General features: G+C 63.7%; 17 protein-coding genes and 1 rRNA gene. 11 read left to right on the forward strand and 7 right to left on the reverse strand.

Features of this window, described 5'->3' with window-relative positions; all coding sequences use genetic code 11:
• Positions 1-801: 801 nt before the first annotated feature.
• The 3 genes from serC (at position 802) to GBB14_RS02940 (ending at position 3,990) form a co-directional block, all read left to right on the forward strand.
• Positions 802-1,917 carry a phosphoserine transaminase gene (gene serC / locus GBB14_RS02930; RefSeq protein WP_151530010.1) on the forward strand — a complete coding sequence of 372 codons (1,116 nt, stop codon included), beginning with the start codon at positions 802-804 and terminating at the stop codon, positions 1,915-1,917.
• A gap of 129 nt (positions 1,918-2,046) precedes the next feature.
• Positions 2,047-2,952 carry a septation protein SepH gene (gene sepH, locus GBB14_RS02935; protein WP_151588404.1) on the forward strand — a complete coding sequence of 302 codons (906 nt, stop codon included), beginning with the start codon at positions 2,047-2,049 and terminating at the stop codon, positions 2,950-2,952.
• Positions 2,953-2,976: 24 nt separating this feature from the next.
• Complete coding sequence (locus GBB14_RS02940; protein ID WP_192796234.1) at positions 2,977-3,990, forward strand: hypothetical protein; 1,014 nt, start codon at positions 2,977-2,979, stop codon at positions 3,988-3,990.
• Here GBB14_RS02940 and GBB14_RS02945 read toward each other — a convergent pair.
• The 3 genes from GBB14_RS02945 to GBB14_RS02955 are packed head-to-tail and all read right to left on the reverse strand — an operon-like array spanning position 3,987 to position 7,008.
• Complete coding sequence (locus tag GBB14_RS02945) at positions 3,987-4,835, reverse strand: RNA methyltransferase (protein WP_151530444.1); 849 nt, start codon at positions 4,833-4,835, stop codon at positions 3,987-3,989. The two genes, GBB14_RS02940 and GBB14_RS02945, sit on opposite strands and share 4 nt — an antisense overlap.
• Before the next feature lie 19 nt (positions 4,836-4,854).
• On the reverse strand, positions 4,855-5,508 hold the full coding sequence (locus GBB14_RS02950) for a LysE family translocator (RefSeq protein WP_151530445.1): 654 nt from the start codon (positions 5,506-5,508) through the stop codon (positions 4,855-4,857).
• A gap of 6 nt (positions 5,509-5,514) precedes the next feature.
• On the reverse strand, positions 5,515-7,008 hold the full coding sequence (locus tag GBB14_RS02955; protein ID WP_151530446.1) for an NCS2 family permease: 1,494 nt from the start codon (positions 7,006-7,008) through the stop codon (positions 5,515-5,517).
• A gap of 540 nt (positions 7,009-7,548) precedes the next feature.
• Between GBB14_RS02955 and GBB14_RS02960 the strand changes: the two genes are divergently transcribed.
• Positions 7,549-8,166, forward strand: a complete 618-nt coding sequence (locus GBB14_RS02960; protein WP_151530447.1) for a hypothetical protein — start codon at positions 7,549-7,551, stop codon at positions 8,164-8,166.
• Positions 8,167-8,193: 27 nt separating this feature from the next.
• Here GBB14_RS02960 and GBB14_RS02965 read toward each other — a convergent pair whose 3' ends face one another.
• Positions 8,194-8,835, reverse strand: a complete 642-nt coding sequence (locus GBB14_RS02965; protein WP_370451584.1) for a DUF3027 domain-containing protein — start codon at positions 8,833-8,835, stop codon at positions 8,194-8,196.
• 197 nt (positions 8,836-9,032) lie between these two features.
• On the opposite strand from GBB14_RS02965, the gene GBB14_RS02970 reads away from it, so the two are divergent.
• Both GBB14_RS02970 and GBB14_RS02975 read left to right on the forward strand, forming a co-directional pair.
• The gene (locus GBB14_RS02970; protein WP_192796235.1) at positions 9,033-9,884 is read left to right on the forward strand and encodes a glutaminyl-peptide cyclotransferase; all 852 of its coding nucleotides are present in this window, start codon (positions 9,033-9,035) and stop codon (positions 9,882-9,884) included.
• An 11-nt stretch (positions 9,885-9,895) separates the two neighbouring features.
• Positions 9,896-10,429, forward strand: coding sequence for a DUF2771 domain-containing protein (locus GBB14_RS02975; protein ID WP_151530449.1), 534 nt, complete (start codon positions 9,896-9,898; stop codon positions 10,427-10,429).
• Here GBB14_RS02975 and GBB14_RS02980 read toward each other — a convergent pair.
• On the reverse strand, positions 10,426-10,815 hold the full coding sequence (locus tag GBB14_RS02980) for a cold-shock protein (protein ID WP_151530450.1): 390 nt from the start codon (positions 10,813-10,815) through the stop codon (positions 10,426-10,428). The two genes, GBB14_RS02975 and GBB14_RS02980, sit on opposite strands and share 4 nt — an antisense overlap.
• 774 nt (positions 10,816-11,589) lie before the next feature.
• Between GBB14_RS02980 and GBB14_RS02985 the strand changes: the two genes are divergently transcribed.
• Both GBB14_RS02985 and GBB14_RS02990 read left to right on the forward strand, forming a co-directional pair.
• A complete protein-coding gene (locus tag GBB14_RS02985) occupies positions 11,590-12,210 on the forward strand; it encodes a resuscitation-promoting factor Rpf1 domain-containing protein (protein WP_151530451.1) in 621 nt (206 codons plus the stop codon).
• 355 nt (positions 12,211-12,565) lie between these two features.
• Positions 12,566-13,858 carry a hypothetical protein gene (locus GBB14_RS02990; protein WP_151530452.1) on the forward strand — a complete coding sequence of 431 codons (1,293 nt, stop codon included), beginning with the start codon at positions 12,566-12,568 and terminating at the stop codon, positions 13,856-13,858.
• A 139-nt stretch (positions 13,859-13,997) separates the two neighbouring features.
• Here the strand turns inward: GBB14_RS02990 and GBB14_RS02995 are convergent, their stop codons facing one another.
• Positions 13,998-14,189, reverse strand: a complete 192-nt coding sequence (locus GBB14_RS02995) for a hypothetical protein (RefSeq protein WP_151530453.1) — start codon at positions 14,187-14,189, stop codon at positions 13,998-14,000.
• Positions 14,190-14,351: 162 nt separating this feature from the next.
• Between GBB14_RS02995 and GBB14_RS03000 the strand changes: the two genes are divergently transcribed.
• From GBB14_RS03000 to GBB14_RS03010, 3 genes are all read left to right on the forward strand, one after another.
• A complete protein-coding gene (locus GBB14_RS03000) occupies positions 14,352-14,996 on the forward strand; it encodes a DUF3239 domain-containing protein (protein WP_225976692.1) in 645 nt (214 codons plus the stop codon).
• 16 nt (positions 14,997-15,012) lie between these two features.
• The gene (locus GBB14_RS03005) at positions 15,013-16,200 is read left to right on the forward strand and encodes an aminotransferase class I/II-fold pyridoxal phosphate-dependent enzyme (RefSeq protein WP_151530454.1); all 1,188 of its coding nucleotides are present in this window, start codon (positions 15,013-15,015) and stop codon (positions 16,198-16,200) included.
• Positions 16,201-16,290: 90 nt separating this feature from the next.
• Positions 16,291-16,764, forward strand: a complete 474-nt coding sequence (locus GBB14_RS03010; RefSeq protein ID WP_151530455.1) for an SRPBCC family protein — start codon at positions 16,291-16,293, stop codon at positions 16,762-16,764.
• 110 nt (positions 16,765-16,874) lie between these two features.
• On the opposite strand, the gene rrf is transcribed toward GBB14_RS03010, so the two are convergent.
• Positions 16,875-16,989, reverse strand: a 5S ribosomal RNA gene (rrf, locus tag GBB14_RS03015); the annotation flags it as partial.

Consider the following 16,989-nt stretch of genomic DNA (forward strand, 5'->3'; position numbering starts at 1 on the left):
ATGCGAGACCGCGACCACATCGACACGTGAGCTTTACTACCCACGGCCGAAAGTGCTCCTGTACGTCACACTATACGTTTTTGACTGCATGCGCGCCCGCGCTTGCCCATCCCTCACACCCGCCCCACCTCCGCATAGGGGCAGAGACCGAGCAGCCGTGGGGATCGACCCACATAATCACGCATCCGCGGCGAGGACCATAGCCTCGCCCGAATCGCATGGGCCACCCAAGGGACTCCCCCTGGGCCGGCGTGCTGCTCTCATGGCGCTGCTAGGTCGGCATTTATGACCCCGCAGAGAGCTGGGGGCAGCGCTCTCACTATTGGGAAGCGTCGCTGACACACATGTCCGGTACTGGCCCATAGCCGCTGTTCAGCAGCTATTTCTTGCACCGACGGCAACAGTCTACCAGCGTCTGTGACGCGGACAACAAATTCTCCCTCGCAGCAGCCGCGCCGCCACCCCGACACACCCGCGCCGTACTGGGCAGATGGCCGTCCTAGCATGCGGCACCCCCCCTTTTCTCAGCTGAATCATCCACCGACGCCTCCCCCTAGCGCTACCCCCGCGCAGCGTGATCTCGTACTACAGGCCGTGGGGAGCGCGCATCGGGTGCCCCTCGTTCTCTGCCCGATAGAACACCCCCGCCACAGGTGTCTGCACGTCACCCCCTTTTGTGAAAGCCCTGCCCGCCGCCGTCACTGGTTGGTTAATCTAAACAGGCAGAGCGCGCCCCGCGCTGCAGTTTTATTGTGTTTTCCCGGTGCCCATCGTGGCAGTCATTTAAGGATCAAAATATTTATGTCTGAGGCCTTTCCTACTCTTCCCGCTGAACTGATCCCCGCCGATGGCCGTTTTGGCTGTGGCCCCTCCAAGGTGCGCCCCGAGCAACTGCGCGCCATCGTCGATGGCGGCAGCAGCATTGTGGGTACGTCCCACCGCCAGCCCGGCGTGAAGGACGTGGTGGGTGATGTCCGCACCGGTTTGGCGGAGCTGTTCTCCCTTCCGGAGGGCTATGAGATTGTGCTCTCCCTCGGCGGCGCCACCGCCTTCTGGGATGCCGCCACCTTCGGCCTCATCGAACAGCGCTCGGGACACTTCACCTGCGGCGAGTTCTCCGGCAAGTTTGCCGCCGCTGCTGCGGCCGCGCCGTGGCTGGAGCAGCCCGCCATCGTGGAATCCGAGCCGGGCGATACCCCGGAGGTGCAGGCCATCGACGGCGTCGACGTGCTGGCCTGGGCACACAACGAAACCTCCACTGGCGCGATGATGCCGGTGACCCGCCCCGATACCGACGCCCTCATTGCCATCGACGCCACCTCCGGCGCCGGCGGCTTGCCCGTGGATATCGCCGAGGCCGATGTCTACTACTTCTCCCCGCAGAAGTGCTTCGCCTCCGACGGCGGGCTGTGGCTGGCCGCCATGAGCCCCCGCGCGCTGGAGCGCATCGAGAAGATCAACGCCTCCGATCGCTTCATCCCCGCCTTTTTGAATCTGCAGACCGCGGTGAACAATTCGCGCAAGAACCAGACCTATAACACCCCAGCCGTGGCCAGCTTGCTCATGCTGCGCGACCAGGTGCAGTGGATGAATGAACAAGGCGGCTTGGACGCCATGGTGGCGCGCACCACCGCCAGCTCCCACATCCTCTATGACTGGGCCGAGTCCCGCCCCGAAGCCACCCCGTATGTCGCTACCCCGGAGAAGCGCTCGTTGGTGGTCGGCACCATCGACTTCGATGAGAGTGTGGACGCCGCCCAGCTGGCAAAGACGCTGCGCGCTAATGGCATCGTGGATGTGGAGCCCTACCGCAAGCTGGGACGCAATCAGCTGCGCATCGGCATGTTCCCCGCCATCGACTCGGCAGACATCACGCTGCTGACCAAGGCCATCGATTATGTCCTCGATGCCCGCTAGCCGCTCAACTAATCCCCTCTAGCAGCGCATAAAGCTAGAGAACACGCGCACGTGAGTGATCCACCACGTGCGCGTTTTCCATTAAGGTTGGACGTGTTAGTTAGTCCCACAACGACGCAGGGAGCGTGCATGCGCGAGCTAGAACTCAACGCAGCGGAGTCCAATCGGAACTCGCTCGTTTTTCACCTCGACGAGGAACAGGTGTTCTTGGCCGTGAGCGATGAGCTGCGCACACAGCTTATCGACGCCCTCTCCTCGTCCGAGCCCACCCCAGCTGCCCCTCCCGCTCCCGCTCCCGCCCCGCCAGCGGAGGCGCCCGAGGAGTCGGCGTCGACAAGCGTCGATCCCCGTTTGACTACCCCGCTGCGCATGCGACCGCGGGAAATTCAGGAACGGGTGCGCGCTGGGGCGACGATAGCGCAGCTCGCGGAAGAAAATGATGTCACCGAATCCCGCATCGAGCCCTATGCGCACCCCGTGCTGCTCGAGCGCGGCCGGATCGCGGAGATGTCCAAGCAGGCGCACCCAGTGCGCGATGATGGCCCCGCCAAACTCACCCTGTGGGAAGTGCTGGCCACCGCCTTCGCGGCCCGCGGCAACAATGTCAGCGACGCCGCCTGGGACGCCTATCGCGACCCCTCTGGGCAGTGGATTATCACCGTGACGTGGACGGTAGGCCGCAGCACCAATGTGGCCGAGTACTCCTATCTCAATCACATGACCTCCTCGCCTACCGCGGTGGCGCGCAATCAGCTGGCCTCGGAGCTGATTAATCCGGAATTTTCGCAGCCCAACCGCGCCCTGAGCTCGGTGCGCGATACGGAGGAGGACGCGGACTACGATGATCCCGCCGACTTCGCTGATGCCGAAGAGTTCCGCGGCCCCGAGCGCAGCAGCGACGGCGAGGGCGAGGATTTCTTGCAGCACCCGCCGGAGGAGCAGGCCCCGAAGCGGCGCCGCCGCAAGGCCAAGACACCTCATTGGGAAGACGTCCTTTTGGGTGTGCGCTCGAATACGAAACGACCGAGGAGCTAAGGCGCCATGGAGCGGCCCGCAGTAGTGACGTTTTTCTTCGTCAACACCGATACCCCCGCCGAGGTCATCGCCACCGAGCCTCGGGCGAATCGCGGCTTCGGCCGCAAATACCTCGCCCAGATGAATCCCCGCTGGCCCATCACCCCGATCGGGCAGTTCTCCTTGAACCGCTCCACGGATGTGTCCGAAAACGAGTTTTATATCGCCGGCTTCCCCGGGTTGTCGCTGGTACAAACCTATCTGCCCGATGTGCGCACGATCTCCGATATCGACCCCGCTCTGCGCTCCTCGCTGCCGGCCCGAGACCTGATCGTCACTGCTTATAGCCGCGAGCGCGGCTATGGCGCTTTCGCCTACTGGCGCGGCGATACACTGCTCCGGGCGTTTGCTGCCCGGCGCGACCGCGTCTACGAGGACGAGGGCATCCCCCAGCCCTTCGAACGCCCCTTCTGGGCGGGCGAGCGTAGCGAGAACGTGGGCGGTATCGCTTTGCCCTTCGAGCCGATCGATCTGGTGGCGGCAGCCACCCGCGAGTGGCTCGGCATCTACACGGGCGGGCCGGATGTGAATGTGGTGGGCTATGCCACCGATGGCCGGCCCGAGCCCAAGGTGGAGCCCGCTCCGCCGAGCTCCCGCAGCATCGCCGATATTGTCTCGGCGGCGTCGTCGAAGCTGGGGCTGGGCGCTGCCGATCGGGATTATGACGACTATGCTCTCGATTCCACCCAGACCGAGGAGCGCTCCACCGGCGAAGAGCTGGGCGCGGTCGTGCGCTCTGGCTGGTCGTGGATGCGCAAGGCCGGCTCCACGGTGCGCGATGTTGCCGGGACGGTGGGCGAACAGCTCTCGGATAAACTGCGCCACACCGACCGGCCCCGCAGCAGCGGAACATCGCAGCTGCCCCGCTCCCGCTCGACGGCGACGCGACGGACACACGACATCGAGTCCACCCCGCCGCCACGCCGCGATGAGCGCACCCGGCCACCGGCCGAGGATACCGAGGCCTCCGATAGTCCCCTCATCGAGGACGAATCCTAAGACAGGCTGCGGGCCCGCTCGTAGAGTGCCACGGCTGCGGCGGTGGCCACGTTGAGCGAGTCCGTGCCCGCAGCCATGGGAATACGGGCACGGATATCGGTGGCGCGCATCGCGTGTTCTGTCAGCCCCGGGCCCTCGGCGCCGATGAGTAGCGCCACCTTCTCATAGGCTTGGCCCGTCTCGTCCACGAGGGCGTCCTTGAGCAACGCCGCCTCCGGGTTGGGGGTGAGCGAAACAATGTGGAATCCGGCCGCGCGCACCTGCTCGAGGCTGCGCTGCCACGTGGTGTAGCCGCCCTCGAGATGAGCGAAGGGCAGGCGCAGCACATGTCCCATGGAGACGCGCACCACGCGCCGGTAGAGCGGATCGGCACAGCCGGCGCCAAAGAGCACCCCATCCACACCGAGCCCGGCAGCATTGCGGAAGAGGGAGCCGATATTTTCGTGGTCCCCCACTCCCTCGGCGATGACGAGGGTGCGAGCGCTGTCGATCACCTGCTCCACGGCCAGAGGCTCGGGCCGGTCCGCGGCTGCCAATAGCCCGCGGTGGAGATCAAAGCCCGCCACCTCGGCGAGGGTGTCGCGGGTGGTGGCGTAGACCGGAATATCCCGGCGCGCGATCTCCTCCTGTACCCCGGGGAGAGCGAGGAAGTTCGATAGCTTGGGCTCGAAGCCCACAATGGAGCGCACGGGGAAGCGTGAATGCAGCAGCCGCTCGCTCACGAGATTGCCTTCGGCGATCACCAATCCCTTGCCGCCGCGCGCATCGGGGCGGCGGTCGGAGGAATTGAGATCGCGGTAGTCAGCGAAACGGGGATCTGCGCTGGAATCGAGAAAAATGGCCACGCTGTCCCATCCTAGTGGCCTAGGCGCCGCCGATAGTCAGCAGCTCATACAGCGCCGGCAGGGCGACGCTGGCACCGATGAGCACGAAGACGGTGCCGGAGACCATATCGATCTGGGGACTATAGCCCAGCATGGAGCGACTGATTCGCGGCGTGGAGAGCACGAAGGCGATGCTGAGGAACCAGAGTAGGGCCGATAGCCCCACCGCCCCGATGTAGATGAGCTGCACTCCCATGCTGGCGCCCACCGGCAAAAACTGGCTGAGCACGGCGGCCATGAAGAGCACAATCTTCGGGTTGGAGAGGTTGGTGGCCAGCCCCGTGAGATAGGTGCGGCGCATCTTCACCGGAGCTACCACGAGCTCGGGCGGCTGGGGCGCGGTGCCACGTGCTAGCCACCCGGCGCGGGCAATGGTGGCGCCCAGATACATGAGATAGCCGCCACCCACGAGCTGCAGCGCTTCGAGCAGATCGGGGAAGCGCTGCAGCAGCTGCGCCATGCCGGCGACTGTCAGAGCCGTCCAGAAGGTGGCGCCGGTGACAATACCCAGTGCTGCGGCCAGCGCCCGCTGCCGGCTGCGACTCGCCAGGCGCAGGATCAGCAGCGTGTCCGGCCCCGGCGAGACCATGCCGATGGTGTTGGCCACCAAGAAGGGAAGAAGCGATCCAAGCATGACCCGCTAGTGTACGGCCGCCAGGATGGGATCGATGGCGAAGTAGACCAAGAACAGCGCGGAGATCAGCCACAGCAGCCAGTGCACCTGCTTAGCCCTGCCGGAGGCCACGGCCATGGCGGTATAGGCCACAAAGCCCACGCCAATGCCGTTGGCGATCGAGTAGGTAAAGGGCATGGCCACGATGGTGAGGAAGGCCGGCAGTGCGATATGGAACTCGGTGAAGTCGATCTCGCGAATCTGTCCCATCATCAGGGCGCCGACGATCACCAGCACGGGCGCGGCGGCCTCGATCGGCACGACCTCATAGAGCGGGGTAAGAAACATCGCCAGCAGGAACATGATGCCGGTGACCACATTGGCCAGCCCGGTGCGGGCGCCATCGGCGATACCGGCGGCGGAGTCGATGTAGACGGTATTCGAGGAGGCGGAGCAGCCGCCGCCCACGACGGCGCCGACGCCCTCCACCACCAGCGCCCGCTTCATATCGGGCAGGTTGCCGTTCTCATCGCTCAGGCCCGCTTGGCGGCCGAGTGCCGTCATGGTGCCCATGGCGTCGAAGAAGTTCGCCAGCACCAGGGTGAACACCAGCAGGGACGCCGAGAGCGCGCCAATCTGGGCGAAGGCGCCGAAGAGATCCACGGCGCCCACCAGGGACAGATCCGGGGTGGAGCCGATGGATTCCGGCAGGGTGGGCACGGCCAGCGACCAGCCGGTGGGATTGGGCTTGCCGTCCACGAATGAGGGGCCGGAGCCGGTGAGAGACTCCACAATCATGGCGATGATCGTGGTGGAGACGATGCCGATAAACAGCCCGCCGCGCACATTTCGCGCCACCAGCACGCCACAGATGAGCAAGCCGAGGACAAAGACGAAGGTGGGCCAAGACGCAATCGAGCCGTCGATGCCGAGGGTCACCGGCACGGTCGTTCCCGCGGCATCGGGGATACGGCGAACGAAGCCGGCGTCCACCAGGCCAATCATGGCGATGAACATGCCAATGCCCACGCCCATCGCGGCTTTGAGCGAATGCGGGATGGCGCGGAAGACGGCAACGCGGAAGCCAGAGACGGCGAGCACCACGATGATGATGCCGTCGATCACCACCAGCCCCATGGCCTCCGGCCAGGTCAGCCCCTCGGCGGAGACGAGGGTCACGGCCACCAGGGTGTTGATTCCGAGGCCGGTGGCGATGCCGAAGGGATAGCGGGCGAAGACGCCGAAGGCGATGGACATCACGCCCGCGGCGAGGGCGGTGACGGCGGCGACCTGCGGGATCCCGAGGGATACCCCGTTGCGGTCTTCGATACCGCCGAGGATCAGCGGGTTCAGCAGCACGATATAGGCCATGGCCAAGAAGGTGACCAGGCCGGCGCGGACCTCAGTGCCCACGCTCGAACCGCGTTGAGAAATAGAGAAGAAGGAATCGAGCCGGTTTTTCGGCTCGCGGGCGGCGCGAGGCTTCTGCTCGGCGACCTCAGAGTGTTGCGGGGCTGTCATGGCCTGCCTTTTCTTAAGTTGCGCTTTCCGTTGGCACGGCGCCTCAGCGCGGCTTTGCCCCGTGAGTGGTGGCCGTTGATAACGGCGCGCACTTTCCAGCGGCGAGCACGCGTGGCGACGTGGTGTCGTGCACAGCAGCGTTGAAGGCGGGTAGCTAGACGCCGCTCTTCAACAGCCGCGTTTATGTTACTCTCAGCTGCTTGCTAAAGGAGAAACAACTCCCCGCAGCGCCGCCCGCAGCGGCCCCAGAGCCACCACCTAGCGGCACCGAAGATGGCGTCGCCGTGGGTTAAGCTAAAAAGCACTGGTGTTTATCACGCATCACCCTCGCCCGGATGAGGCTGGGTGCGCATACGTCAGCCCCGTGCGCCGCGCCCAACTGTCGATGCCGCGCGCGTGCGATGCGTGCGACGCCGCATGCGAGAAAACCGGTTCACCCTAGTAGCACAAAGGAGCATGTCACCCGCGGTGTACAGGACTAGTTTTAGGCAGGTCGATGGGCGCGTCCGACATTTAGGGGAACACCTCAACCGTCTGGGTATGCATCTCAGTGCAAGCGATCATGAGGCCATCCGCGCCCGGCTCCGTAGTGCCGGCAAGGGCAGCTTCTTTCCCCTCATTGAGGCGGAACGCTCCTATTGGAATGTGCGGCTGCGCCCCGATGTGCCCACCAGCGATCACATCTGCGTCTCCACCCAGCTGCTGCGCGATCAACGCCGCGCCCCTGCCAGCTATGGGGTGGATTACCCTTGGCTGAAGCATCACCTCGATCGGCTCCAGCAGGAGGGCGCCGATGAGGGGCTGCTCAGCGACGGTTACGGCCGCGTGCTGCAGGGCATTTTCGCCACGATCATCGTGATCACCGGGGCCACCGCGCATATTTCCACCCACCCGAGCTCGCACGCCTCGGTGCTGCGCGAACCCGTATTGGACTATCTCATCTCCCTCGGTGTGGAGGTGCACCCTCACGTGAAAGGACTGCCACCCTATCTTTTGGGGCGCGGCGAAGTGTGGTTCGTGGACTCGCTGTCTGGGGTGCGCAAGGTGGAGCACTGGATGGAATATGGCACCACCCGCACGGCGCGCACCCACAGCTCGCCGCATATTGATGTCGCAGACGCCAATAGCTGGCTGTGGGCCACCGCAGATTCCGTCTAGCGTCACCTGCCCCGCGGCGCCGCTGGCTTAGAGCTCGATGGCTTTTTCATCGTCATAGGGCGTGGCCACCGGCGCGCCGAGCTGTTCCTTCGGCGGGGTCAGCGAATGCGCCCCGCAGCCATAGGCGGTGTGCACCACGTGCCCATCGGCGGAGTATTCATTGGCGCACACGCCGAAGTTGCGCCCCACCTCCTCGGGGAGCTGCAGGTAGAAGGCACAGCTGCCGCATTCTAGGCTCGCCTTTTGGGCAAACTCGCTGCCCGGGCCAAAGGACCCGCGCCCCCAGCGCTGCCGCGCCTCGGATAGCCCCGCCGCGGAGATCTCGAGATGAGTGGTGCCGTCCTCGTCGGTGGTGTCCACCACGCGGGGATCGCCCTCCTCGAGTGGCAGCTGCGTCTCCGGGTCCAGATCGCCGGGCCGGATGCGCTCGGAATAGGGCACCCATTCGGGCGCGGTCAGGGCGCTGCGGCCGGCGATGAGGGAGACATCATTCACGGTGATATGGTCCGAGCCGGGCGCGGCCGTGACACTCACATGCCATTGCCAGCCTCGATAGCCCGGCACCTCTGCACCGAAGCGATGCACGGCCAGTGTGTCGTCGATAAGCTGCGCCCCGATATGCTGCCCCACCGGTCCCTCATCCATCTCAGCGGCGGCACTGAGTGCGATGCTGCGAGCCTGTGAACTCAACAGCACGTGCGTGCTGCCGTTCGAGCTCGTGCTGCTCGGGGCGCTGGCGGCAACGCGGGGACGACGGCTGCGGCGGCGACGCCGCGCGCCGCTACGGGCGGATGGGCGCGAGGATCGGGAAGAGTCTGACTGTGTCACGATTACTATTATCCCCAACGTGGTGCAGAATACGAGGTATGAGGTTTGCTTCGTTCACATCTACCCTTGTCATCGCGGCCCTCGGAGCGTGTGCGCTCGGCGGATGCGCGTCTGAGCACAAGGGCCCGACCTACACGGTCTCCCAGAACGGCAGCGCTGTCGATACCCCCGCCGCTCCCGAGGTGCCTACCTTGGTACCCACGGTGCTCGCCACGCACGATATTGCACCCACCTTCGTCCAAGGCCTGCAGGTGATCGGCGATTCCTTCCTGCTCTCTACGGGGCTGAATGGGGAATCCACCATCCAATACCGCGATCGCGAGACCTATGCGGAGCAGACATCTTTGCCGCTTGACGACGCTTTCTTCGGGGAAGGAGCAACCCTTGCCGACGGCTCTGTGTGGCAGCTGACGTGGAAAGCCGGGGTGGCCTTCCAGCGCGATCCCGACACCTTAGAAGAACGCGCCCGCTTCACCTATGACGGCGAGGGGTGGGGCCTATGTGCGTTTGATGGCACGGGGCCGCTCTACCTCTCCGATGGCAGTGCCACGATTCGCGCGATGAATACTGCCGACTTTCAATCCCTCGGCAACTTCACCATCCGCGACGCCGAGGGCCAGCCCATCTCCCGCCTCAATGAGCTCGAGTGCGCGGAGTTTCATGGACAGCCCGCCATCTACGCCAATATTTTCACCACGGATGAGATTGTGGTCTTTAGCCCCCGCGACGGCGAGCTGCTCGCGCGCATCGACGCCTCCGCGCTGGATTCCCGCGCGCCCGAGGATCCCAATACCGTGCTCAACGGTATCGCCGCCGGAGACAATGGGCGCTTCTATCTCACTGGCAAGAACTGGCCAGTGCTCTACGAGGTGGAGTGGCGCGACAGCTAGAATCGATGTCCATGGCTACCCGCAAACAACGTCGTGCCCAATTCCGCACCGTGCTCCTCCTCATCGTGGCGGTGCTCGCCGTTCTCGGTGTGACCATGGTGCTGACGAAGCTGCTCAATAACCGGCCCGATCCCGAGCCGGAGACGGTGCGGATTAATGCCAGCGTTAATGACACCACGGTGGAGGTCGCCCCCTATGTGATCGCCGAAGTAGGCGAGCAACCGGAGGAGGGTGAGATCGCCGCCATCGAGGTGGGCCCCGAGGACACGCTCTCGCTCGCCATCCCCGAGGTGGTGCACGACCACGACTGGGCGCTCTTAACCATCTACGATGATCCGGCCTATAACGACGAGAAGTACTTCACCGCCAATGAGCGCACCGAGGTGGAGATCCCCGGCTCGGTAGAGAGCAAAGAAAAGGACTCCACCGACCAACCACGCCTCGTGGTTGTGGAGGTGAAGTCCGTTCTCATCGGCCACAATGACGCCGGCGAAGAAACCCCCTACAACGTCACATGGTCCATCACGACCCAGCCTGAATCCTAGGTATCGAGCTCCTTGGCGATGGCACGCAGGATCGCCGCGATCTGGCGGCCGGTTTTGCGCTCCGGGTAGCGGCCGGCGGTCAGCCCGGGCTGTACCTCGGTTTCGAGGACCGTCATCGCATCGGAGATCATGGAGTTGAGCTGCTCTGGCGAATAGGTGCGGCTCGGCCGGCGGCGGGCGCGCGGGCTATCGAGTACCTTCACCCGCAGCGCCTGGGGGCCGCGGCGACCAGCGGCAAAATCGAACTCGATGCGCTGCCCCTTGTGCAGCTCCTCCACCCCAGCCGGCAGCACCTGCTTGCTCACATAGCAGTCCTCCTCACCCGGGTTGGACACAAAGCCGAACCCACGCTCGGGGTCATACCACCTCACCTTGCCGATTGGCATGGCCTATCACCTCTTCTTGTCACGCACAGATACTTCAGCACTCGGACCGTCTCCCACCGCACTCGAGACACAAGCAGCGTCCGAGTGCGTTTCACGCCGAGTGCAGCAGACTAAAGAACACTAGTGTATTCCTCTCCGTCGCGGGGAGCCACACCCCGCGACGCACCCGGTGCGAGCGCCGCGCTCACCCCTAGACAGATACTGTGGGCGCGCGCTACTCGGCGGGAACACCATTCGTACCACACGCCCCATAAAGCACAGTTTTCACCCGTCTAGCAGGGCAAAGGCACGCATAAAACGGCCTCTAACGCGCCGTCTCGGCCGCCGCGGGCACGTATGTGCTATAGATCACATTCACCAATTTGCCTACCCTGAACAGGGGATTCTCGAGCAGCTATCGCCACTACGCCACCGGAGCGTGACTAAATCGTTATAAAAGGTTACGGTGCTTGTTAGGCGCTCACCGAGGAGCACCTCGCGGACCTCCCTGTATCCCGCACCGCACCGCAGCAGCGATACGCGGCGCTAGGGACAACAGTTATAAGGATCACGATTCCCTCCCTGCACTCGTGCATCCCCTCATGGAAGGCCCGCACCACTGAGAACGTTCCTCGGAACTCGAGCGTATTTCATACAGATTTCACCTCCCATACCGATTTAACGTGTGTGCGGCAGGGCATCGCTGCTTCTGGCGATACCGCTCGCGACGCACCGTCGCACCGGCTTAGCCAGTGACAACGAGGGCGCGCACACCGAAAGGAAAGACAGAGACTTATGGCTCGTCACGCCCGCAAGACCGCGTCCACTACCGCAAAGATCGCCGCCGGAACCATGGTCGTTGGCGCCGCCACCGCTGCCATGGCCCCCACCGCCTCCGCAGCTCCGGATTCGGATTGGGACCGCCTCGCACAGTGCGAGTCCGGCGGTAACTGGCACATCAACACCGGTAATGGCTACCACGGTGGTCTGCAGTTCCACCCGGCTACCTGGAACGCTCATGGCGGCCAGGAGTTCGCCCCCACCGCCGATCGCGCCACCCGCGAAGAGCAGATCGTGGTTGCCGAGCGCGTGCTCGCTTCCCAGGGCTGGGGCGCATGGCCGGCCTGCTCCTCTCGTCTGGGCCTGAACTCTGCCCCCACCCAGCGTCCGGCTCCGGGCCACAGCACCCCGAACCACAACGCCTCGGCGACCCCCGCTCGCACCAACTTTGCCCCGGCAGACGAGGCCCTCCGCGCTGTGGACCAGGCTTTCCGCACCGTAGACGAGGCCTATGGCCAGGCCAAAGGCGTGGCTCGCCAGGCCGGCATCCCGGTCCCAGGCCAGGTTGACCAGGCCTACAACACCGTGGTGGGCCAGGCCCGCCAGGCTGTGAACACCGTCGCCTCCCTGTACTAAGCCGTCGCTGCCCCAACGCTGGGGCATGCTGGCTCCATAGCGAGACGCCAGAGACACGTGGAAGGGCCTCACTCCCCTATCTGGGGATGTGAGGCCCTTTTCGTTGTCTACGCCCCCCGACTCCGTTCGTGGGGTGTGCGATTGTGCCGGTCGAGGCCCTACGCAGCTGAGGCGCCACTGAGCCCAAGGTGATATAAAACGCGACGTTCGATAAACTCACCTCAGTACACACTCATCCTCATACCAGCGGCCTGCGCGGCTGATTACGCGCCTGCGCGCCGCGGTGTGATTCACGGACTCAGCCTAGAGAACTACGAGGACAATCGTTGTGTTAAAACGGTCAATCAGTATCACTATGGCCTTCGTCGGACTCATCGTCGGCGCCGGCTTCGCATCAGGCCAGGAAATGCTGCAGTACTTTGTGGCCTTCGGTCGCTGGGGCGTTCTCGGCGCCGTCATCGCCGGTGTGCTCATGGCACTGACGGGCATGATCTGTCTGCAGCTGGGCTCCTACTTCCAAGCCGATGAGCACCTCTCCGTGCTGGAGAAGGTGACCTTCCCATGGATGTCGAGGATTCTCGACATCGCCGTCTCCATCACCTTGTTCTCCGTGGGCTTCGTGATGTTCGCCGGCGCCGGCTCGAACCTGGAGCAGGAGTTCGGGCTCGACGTGTGGGTGGGCGCTGTACTCATGGTGGTCATGGTGCTCGCCGCCGGCATGCTGGATGTGGGCAAGGTGTCCAATGTGATGGGCGCAGCCACCCCAGTGATCATCGTCTTCCTAGCCGGCGCCTGCATCTACGCCATGATGCACTCCGGCGAGTCGCTGTCCACCCTCGAGCCGGTGGCCAATGAGCTGCCCACCAGCCTGCCGAACTGGTTCATCTCCTCCATGAACTATGTGGGCTTCTGCCTCATGGTGGCGATCTCCATGGCCATCGTCATGGGTGGCGATAACGTGGATCCCCGCTCCTCCGCCATCGGTGGCCTGGCCGGCGGCACCATCTACGGCATCCTGCTCACTCTGTGCACCGTGGCCCTGTTCTCCTACATCGAGGTGGTCAAGGACGAGGATATGCCGACCCTGGCCATCGTCCAGGAGATCAATCCCTCCTTGGGCACCGCCATGGCGCTGGTGATCTACATCATGATCTTCAATACCGCTATTGGCATGTTCTACGCCTTGGCCAAGCGCCTCGCTAAGGGGGATCAGAGCAAGTTCCAGAAGTGGCTGTTCATCCTCGTTGGCATCGGCTTCGTCCTCTCCTTCATCGGCTTCCGCCAGCTGGTGGCCTATGTCTACCCCGCGCTGGGCTATATTGGTGTCGCGTTGATCGTGGTGCTCATCGTCGCCTGGTGGCGCGGCCGCAGCATGATCAAGGGCGAGACCGAGCGCCGCATCCGCATCCGCGAGCTCATGGCTATGCGCTTCGACCCCAACCGCCCCTACTCCCGCGAGGAGGCCGCGGAGATGCGCCGCGAGATCGCCAGCTCCAATATCGAGGACGAGGAGCTGCTGGAGTCCATCACAGAGGAGGTGCGTGACGAACTCGAGGACACCTCGGAGCTCGACGAATCTACCACCGCCTCGGCCGAGCCTGAGCCCGAGACTGAGTCCGAGTCCGAGGACAGCACGAGCGTGAAATAGGCGTCGATAAGCGCGCTCAGCAGCACAACACCCCTAGATCACCGCCGACCGGGCGGGACTAGGGGTGTTTGTCTCTGTGATACGCACACACCCCGCCGCGGACAGAGTCGTCGCGAGGCGGGGTGCGAAAAAAGAGGCGTTAGGGGCGGTTGATGCGCGTGTAGGGGTGAACGTAGCCGGTCTCCTCATAGGGGACGGGGAAGATGAAATCATTACCCCACGGGCTATTCGCGCCGTCATACTCCGAGATGAGGTCAGTTACAGGGTGTTCACCGGGTGCTACGTCCGGCCAGCCCGGATCAACGTAGCCCTTCTTCTCTACATTAGCCATGACGCCATTCTTTCAAATAGACAAATACTGTGCCCATGATTGTACCCGACGGGGGTAGCAAAATACATTGATGAGCACACATTCCGCGGCAGGGCTGGATGCGGCGGGCGGGGCACTCGGGAAGATGCTGTTTTGCCTGCGGTTGTCCTTTATGCTTGTGCTATGCCGCAGACATTTTCCTTCACCGTCGATGGCCCCTACAACAAGGAACACAATGAGATGTTCCGCGATGCGCGTCGGCTCAAGCTCTCCGCGCTATTGTTCGGGCTCATCTTCTTCGGCTTGGCGCTCGGCGTGGTCTATTTCAGTAACCAGGCCTCCTGGTCCTACTACGCGGCTATCGCCTTCGGCGTCATCGGCCTCATCAGCCTCGTCCTTATCCCCGTATTGGATAAACAGGTGGGCACCGCGCAGAGTCTCTATGACCGCTACGAGCTCGTGCCGGCGATGATCGCGCAGATTAACCCGCGCGACAAGGTGATCCTCGCATTGGTGAACACCAGCGTAAACCCGAACGCGAAACCGGTGTGGGCCTTGGCTGCCCGCACTGTCACCCGCTTGGAGGGCCACAGCTCTACTGTGGGTGAGCGGGTGCCCGCAGTGGCGGTATCGGGGCGCCGCAGCGTCCAGGACCAGGAGCACTGGGACGAGATTTCGCCCATGCCCATTGCCTGGGGCACCCCGGATCCGGATGTGGTGCGCGATGCTATTAACGCCATCGATCAGAAGCGCTGGCGGCGCCTCGAGCAGCACCTGAATAAGGTGGATGATGTGCTGGCAACCAAATTCAACCTTCTCGAACTCTAGGAGTATCTCCAGGTTTATGAGCCCTTCCCCACAGACTTCGCACGATCCCGGCATCGCACGGATGGTCCCCTTCAATAAGTCCATCTTTGACACCATCACCACCCAGGCCGTCCGCTATGACGCGATCAACCTCGGCCAGGGCTACCCCGATCATTCCGGGCCGGAGTCCATGCTCCAGATGGCCTGCGAGCAGATTGCTGCCGGCAATAACCAATACGCCCCGCCCCGCGGCGTCGCCGAGCTGCGGGAGGCCATCGCCCGCGAACGCAATGAGCGCTATGACGCGACTATCACCGCGGACAATGTACTCGTCACTGTCGGCGCCACCGAGGCCATCGCCGCCAGCGTGCTGGGCTTGGTCGAACCCGGCGATGAGGTAATCGTCTTCGAGCCCTACTATGACGCCTATGCGGCCTCCATTGCGCTTGCCGACGCCACCCGCGTGCCCGTTGCCCTTCATCTCGACACCGAGACCGGGCACTGGGATATCGACCGCGAGGCTCTTGCCGCCGCGGTGACCGATAAGACCGTGGCGATCATGGTGAACAATCCGCACAACCCCACCGGCAGCGTCTTCAGCGAGCAGGGACTGCAGGCGCTGGCGGATATTGCTATCGACAATGATCTCTGGGTGATCGCCGATGAGGTCTATGAGCATCTCATCTTCGACGGCCACCACACCCCCATCGCTGGCCTGCCAGGAATGCGGGAGCGCACCATCACCATTTCCTCGGCGGCAAAGACACTCTGCGTCACCGGGTGGAAAACGGGCTGGGCTATTGCGGAGGCGCCGTTGCTTAACGCTGTGGCCCGCGCCAAGCAGTACCTCAGCTTCGTCGGCACCACCCCTACCCAGCCGGCTATCGCCCACGCGCTCAATAATGAGCAGGACTGGATTGCGGATATGGTGCACGGGCTGGAGGAGCGCAAAAACCATCTGCGTACCGTGCTCAGCGAGATTGGCTTCACGGTCTACGACTCCCAGGGCACCTATTTCTTGCTTGTCGACGTCGCCTCCAAGGGCTTCGAGGACGGCATGGATTTCTGTATGCGCCTGCCTGAGATCGCCGGTGTCGCGGCCATTCCGGCGGCCGCGTTCTGCGATGATCCAGAGCTGTGTCGCACCTTGGTGCGTTTCGCCTTCTCCAAATCGGAGGCCTCTATTGATGAGGCCGCAGGCCGGCTGCGCGCCGCCTTCGCTTAAGGTCTCCATCTGAACCCTTCATGCCTTCTCGGCTCTAGTGTTCTGCCCTCTCCTCCCGCGGGGGCGGCAGAATCACTACGCTGGGAAGGCATGAACCTTTCTGAGCTACGTAGTACCCAGGACATCTATATCGATGCCAGCCCGAGCGATGTTTTTGCGCTGGTGACCTCAATTGAACGCACCGGCGAGTGGTCGCCGGTGTGCCGCAGCTGCTGGTGGGAAGATGAGACGGTCACCCATCAGGAGGGGGCCTGGTTTAAGGGCCGCAATGAAACCCCAGATCGCACCTGGGAGACCCGCAGCCTGGTCACTGCCTATGAGCGGGATCGCCACTTCCAGTGGGCCATCAATGGCGAGGTCGTCGTGTGGGGTTTTGTGCTCTCTCCTGAGGGTGAGGGCACGCGCCTGCACGAAACCTGGGAGGTGACCGAGAAGGGCCTCGCGTTCTTCGGGGACAAGTATGGCGAGGACTGGGAGGCGCAGCTCGCAGAGCGCCGCGATGCCGCCTTGGCTGGTATTCCCGCCACGCTTCAGGCGATTAAGGCTATTGCCGAAGGACACTAAACGCTGTCCCCTGCTGGCGTGCTGTGGGCATGCCGATAGGGCGGGGGTGAAGTGTCACCTGGTGTGGTGTGTCTTCTCCCCCGCCCTTGTGCGGTGTTTGTGAAGTTTTAGGTCGGCGGTGACTTACTCTCCCACACCCTCCCGGGTGCAGTACCATCAGCGCTGTCGGGCTTAGCTTCCGGGTTCGGAATGGGACCGGGCGTGTCCCCGATGCTATAACCACCG

Origin of the sequence: Corynebacterium sp. 51B, assembly GCF_008930785.1 — a bacterium.
In the GTDB taxonomy this organism is placed as follows: domain Bacteria; phylum Actinomycetota; class Actinomycetes; order Mycobacteriales; family Mycobacteriaceae; genus Corynebacterium; species Corynebacterium megadyptis.

Excerpts from the sequence above, each read along its gene's own strand:
- serC (WP_151530010.1), top strand. The coding sequence starts at position 802 with ATGTCTGAGGCCTTTCCTACTCTTCCCGCTGAACTGATCCCCGCCGAT.
- sepH (WP_151588404.1), top strand. The coding sequence starts at position 2,047 with ATGCGCGAGCTAGAACTCAACGCAGCGGAGTCCAATCGGAACTCGCTC.
- GBB14_RS02950 (WP_151530445.1), bottom strand. The coding sequence starts at position 5,508 with ATGCTTGGATCGCTTCTTCCCTTCTTGGTGGCCAACACCATCGGCATG.
- GBB14_RS02955 (WP_151530446.1), bottom strand. The coding sequence starts at position 7,008 with ATGACAGCCCCGCAACACTCTGAGGTCGCCGAGCAGAAGCCTCGCGCC.
- GBB14_RS02960 (WP_151530447.1), top strand. The coding sequence starts at position 7,549 with ATGCATCTCAGTGCAAGCGATCATGAGGCCATCCGCGCCCGGCTCCGT.
- GBB14_RS02970 (WP_192796235.1), top strand. The coding sequence starts at position 9,033 with ATGAGGTTTGCTTCGTTCACATCTACCCTTGTCATCGCGGCCCTCGGA.
- GBB14_RS02975 (WP_151530449.1), top strand. The coding sequence starts at position 9,896 with ATGGCTACCCGCAAACAACGTCGTGCCCAATTCCGCACCGTGCTCCTC.
- GBB14_RS02980 (WP_151530450.1), bottom strand. The coding sequence starts at position 10,815 with ATGCCAATCGGCAAGGTGAGGTGGTATGACCCCGAGCGTGGGTTCGGC.
- GBB14_RS02985 (WP_151530451.1), top strand. The coding sequence starts at position 11,590 with ATGGCTCGTCACGCCCGCAAGACCGCGTCCACTACCGCAAAGATCGCC.
- GBB14_RS02990 (WP_151530452.1), top strand. The coding sequence starts at position 12,566 with ATGGCCTTCGTCGGACTCATCGTCGGCGCCGGCTTCGCATCAGGCCAG.
- GBB14_RS02995 (WP_151530453.1), bottom strand. The coding sequence starts at position 14,189 with ATGGCTAATGTAGAGAAGAAGGGCTACGTTGATCCGGGCTGGCCGGAC.
- GBB14_RS03000 (WP_225976692.1), top strand. The coding sequence starts at position 14,352 with ATGCCGCAGACATTTTCCTTCACCGTCGATGGCCCCTACAACAAGGAA.
- GBB14_RS03005 (WP_151530454.1), top strand. The coding sequence starts at position 15,013 with ATGAGCCCTTCCCCACAGACTTCGCACGATCCCGGCATCGCACGGATG.
- GBB14_RS03010 (WP_151530455.1), top strand. The coding sequence starts at position 16,291 with ATGAACCTTTCTGAGCTACGTAGTACCCAGGACATCTATATCGATGCC.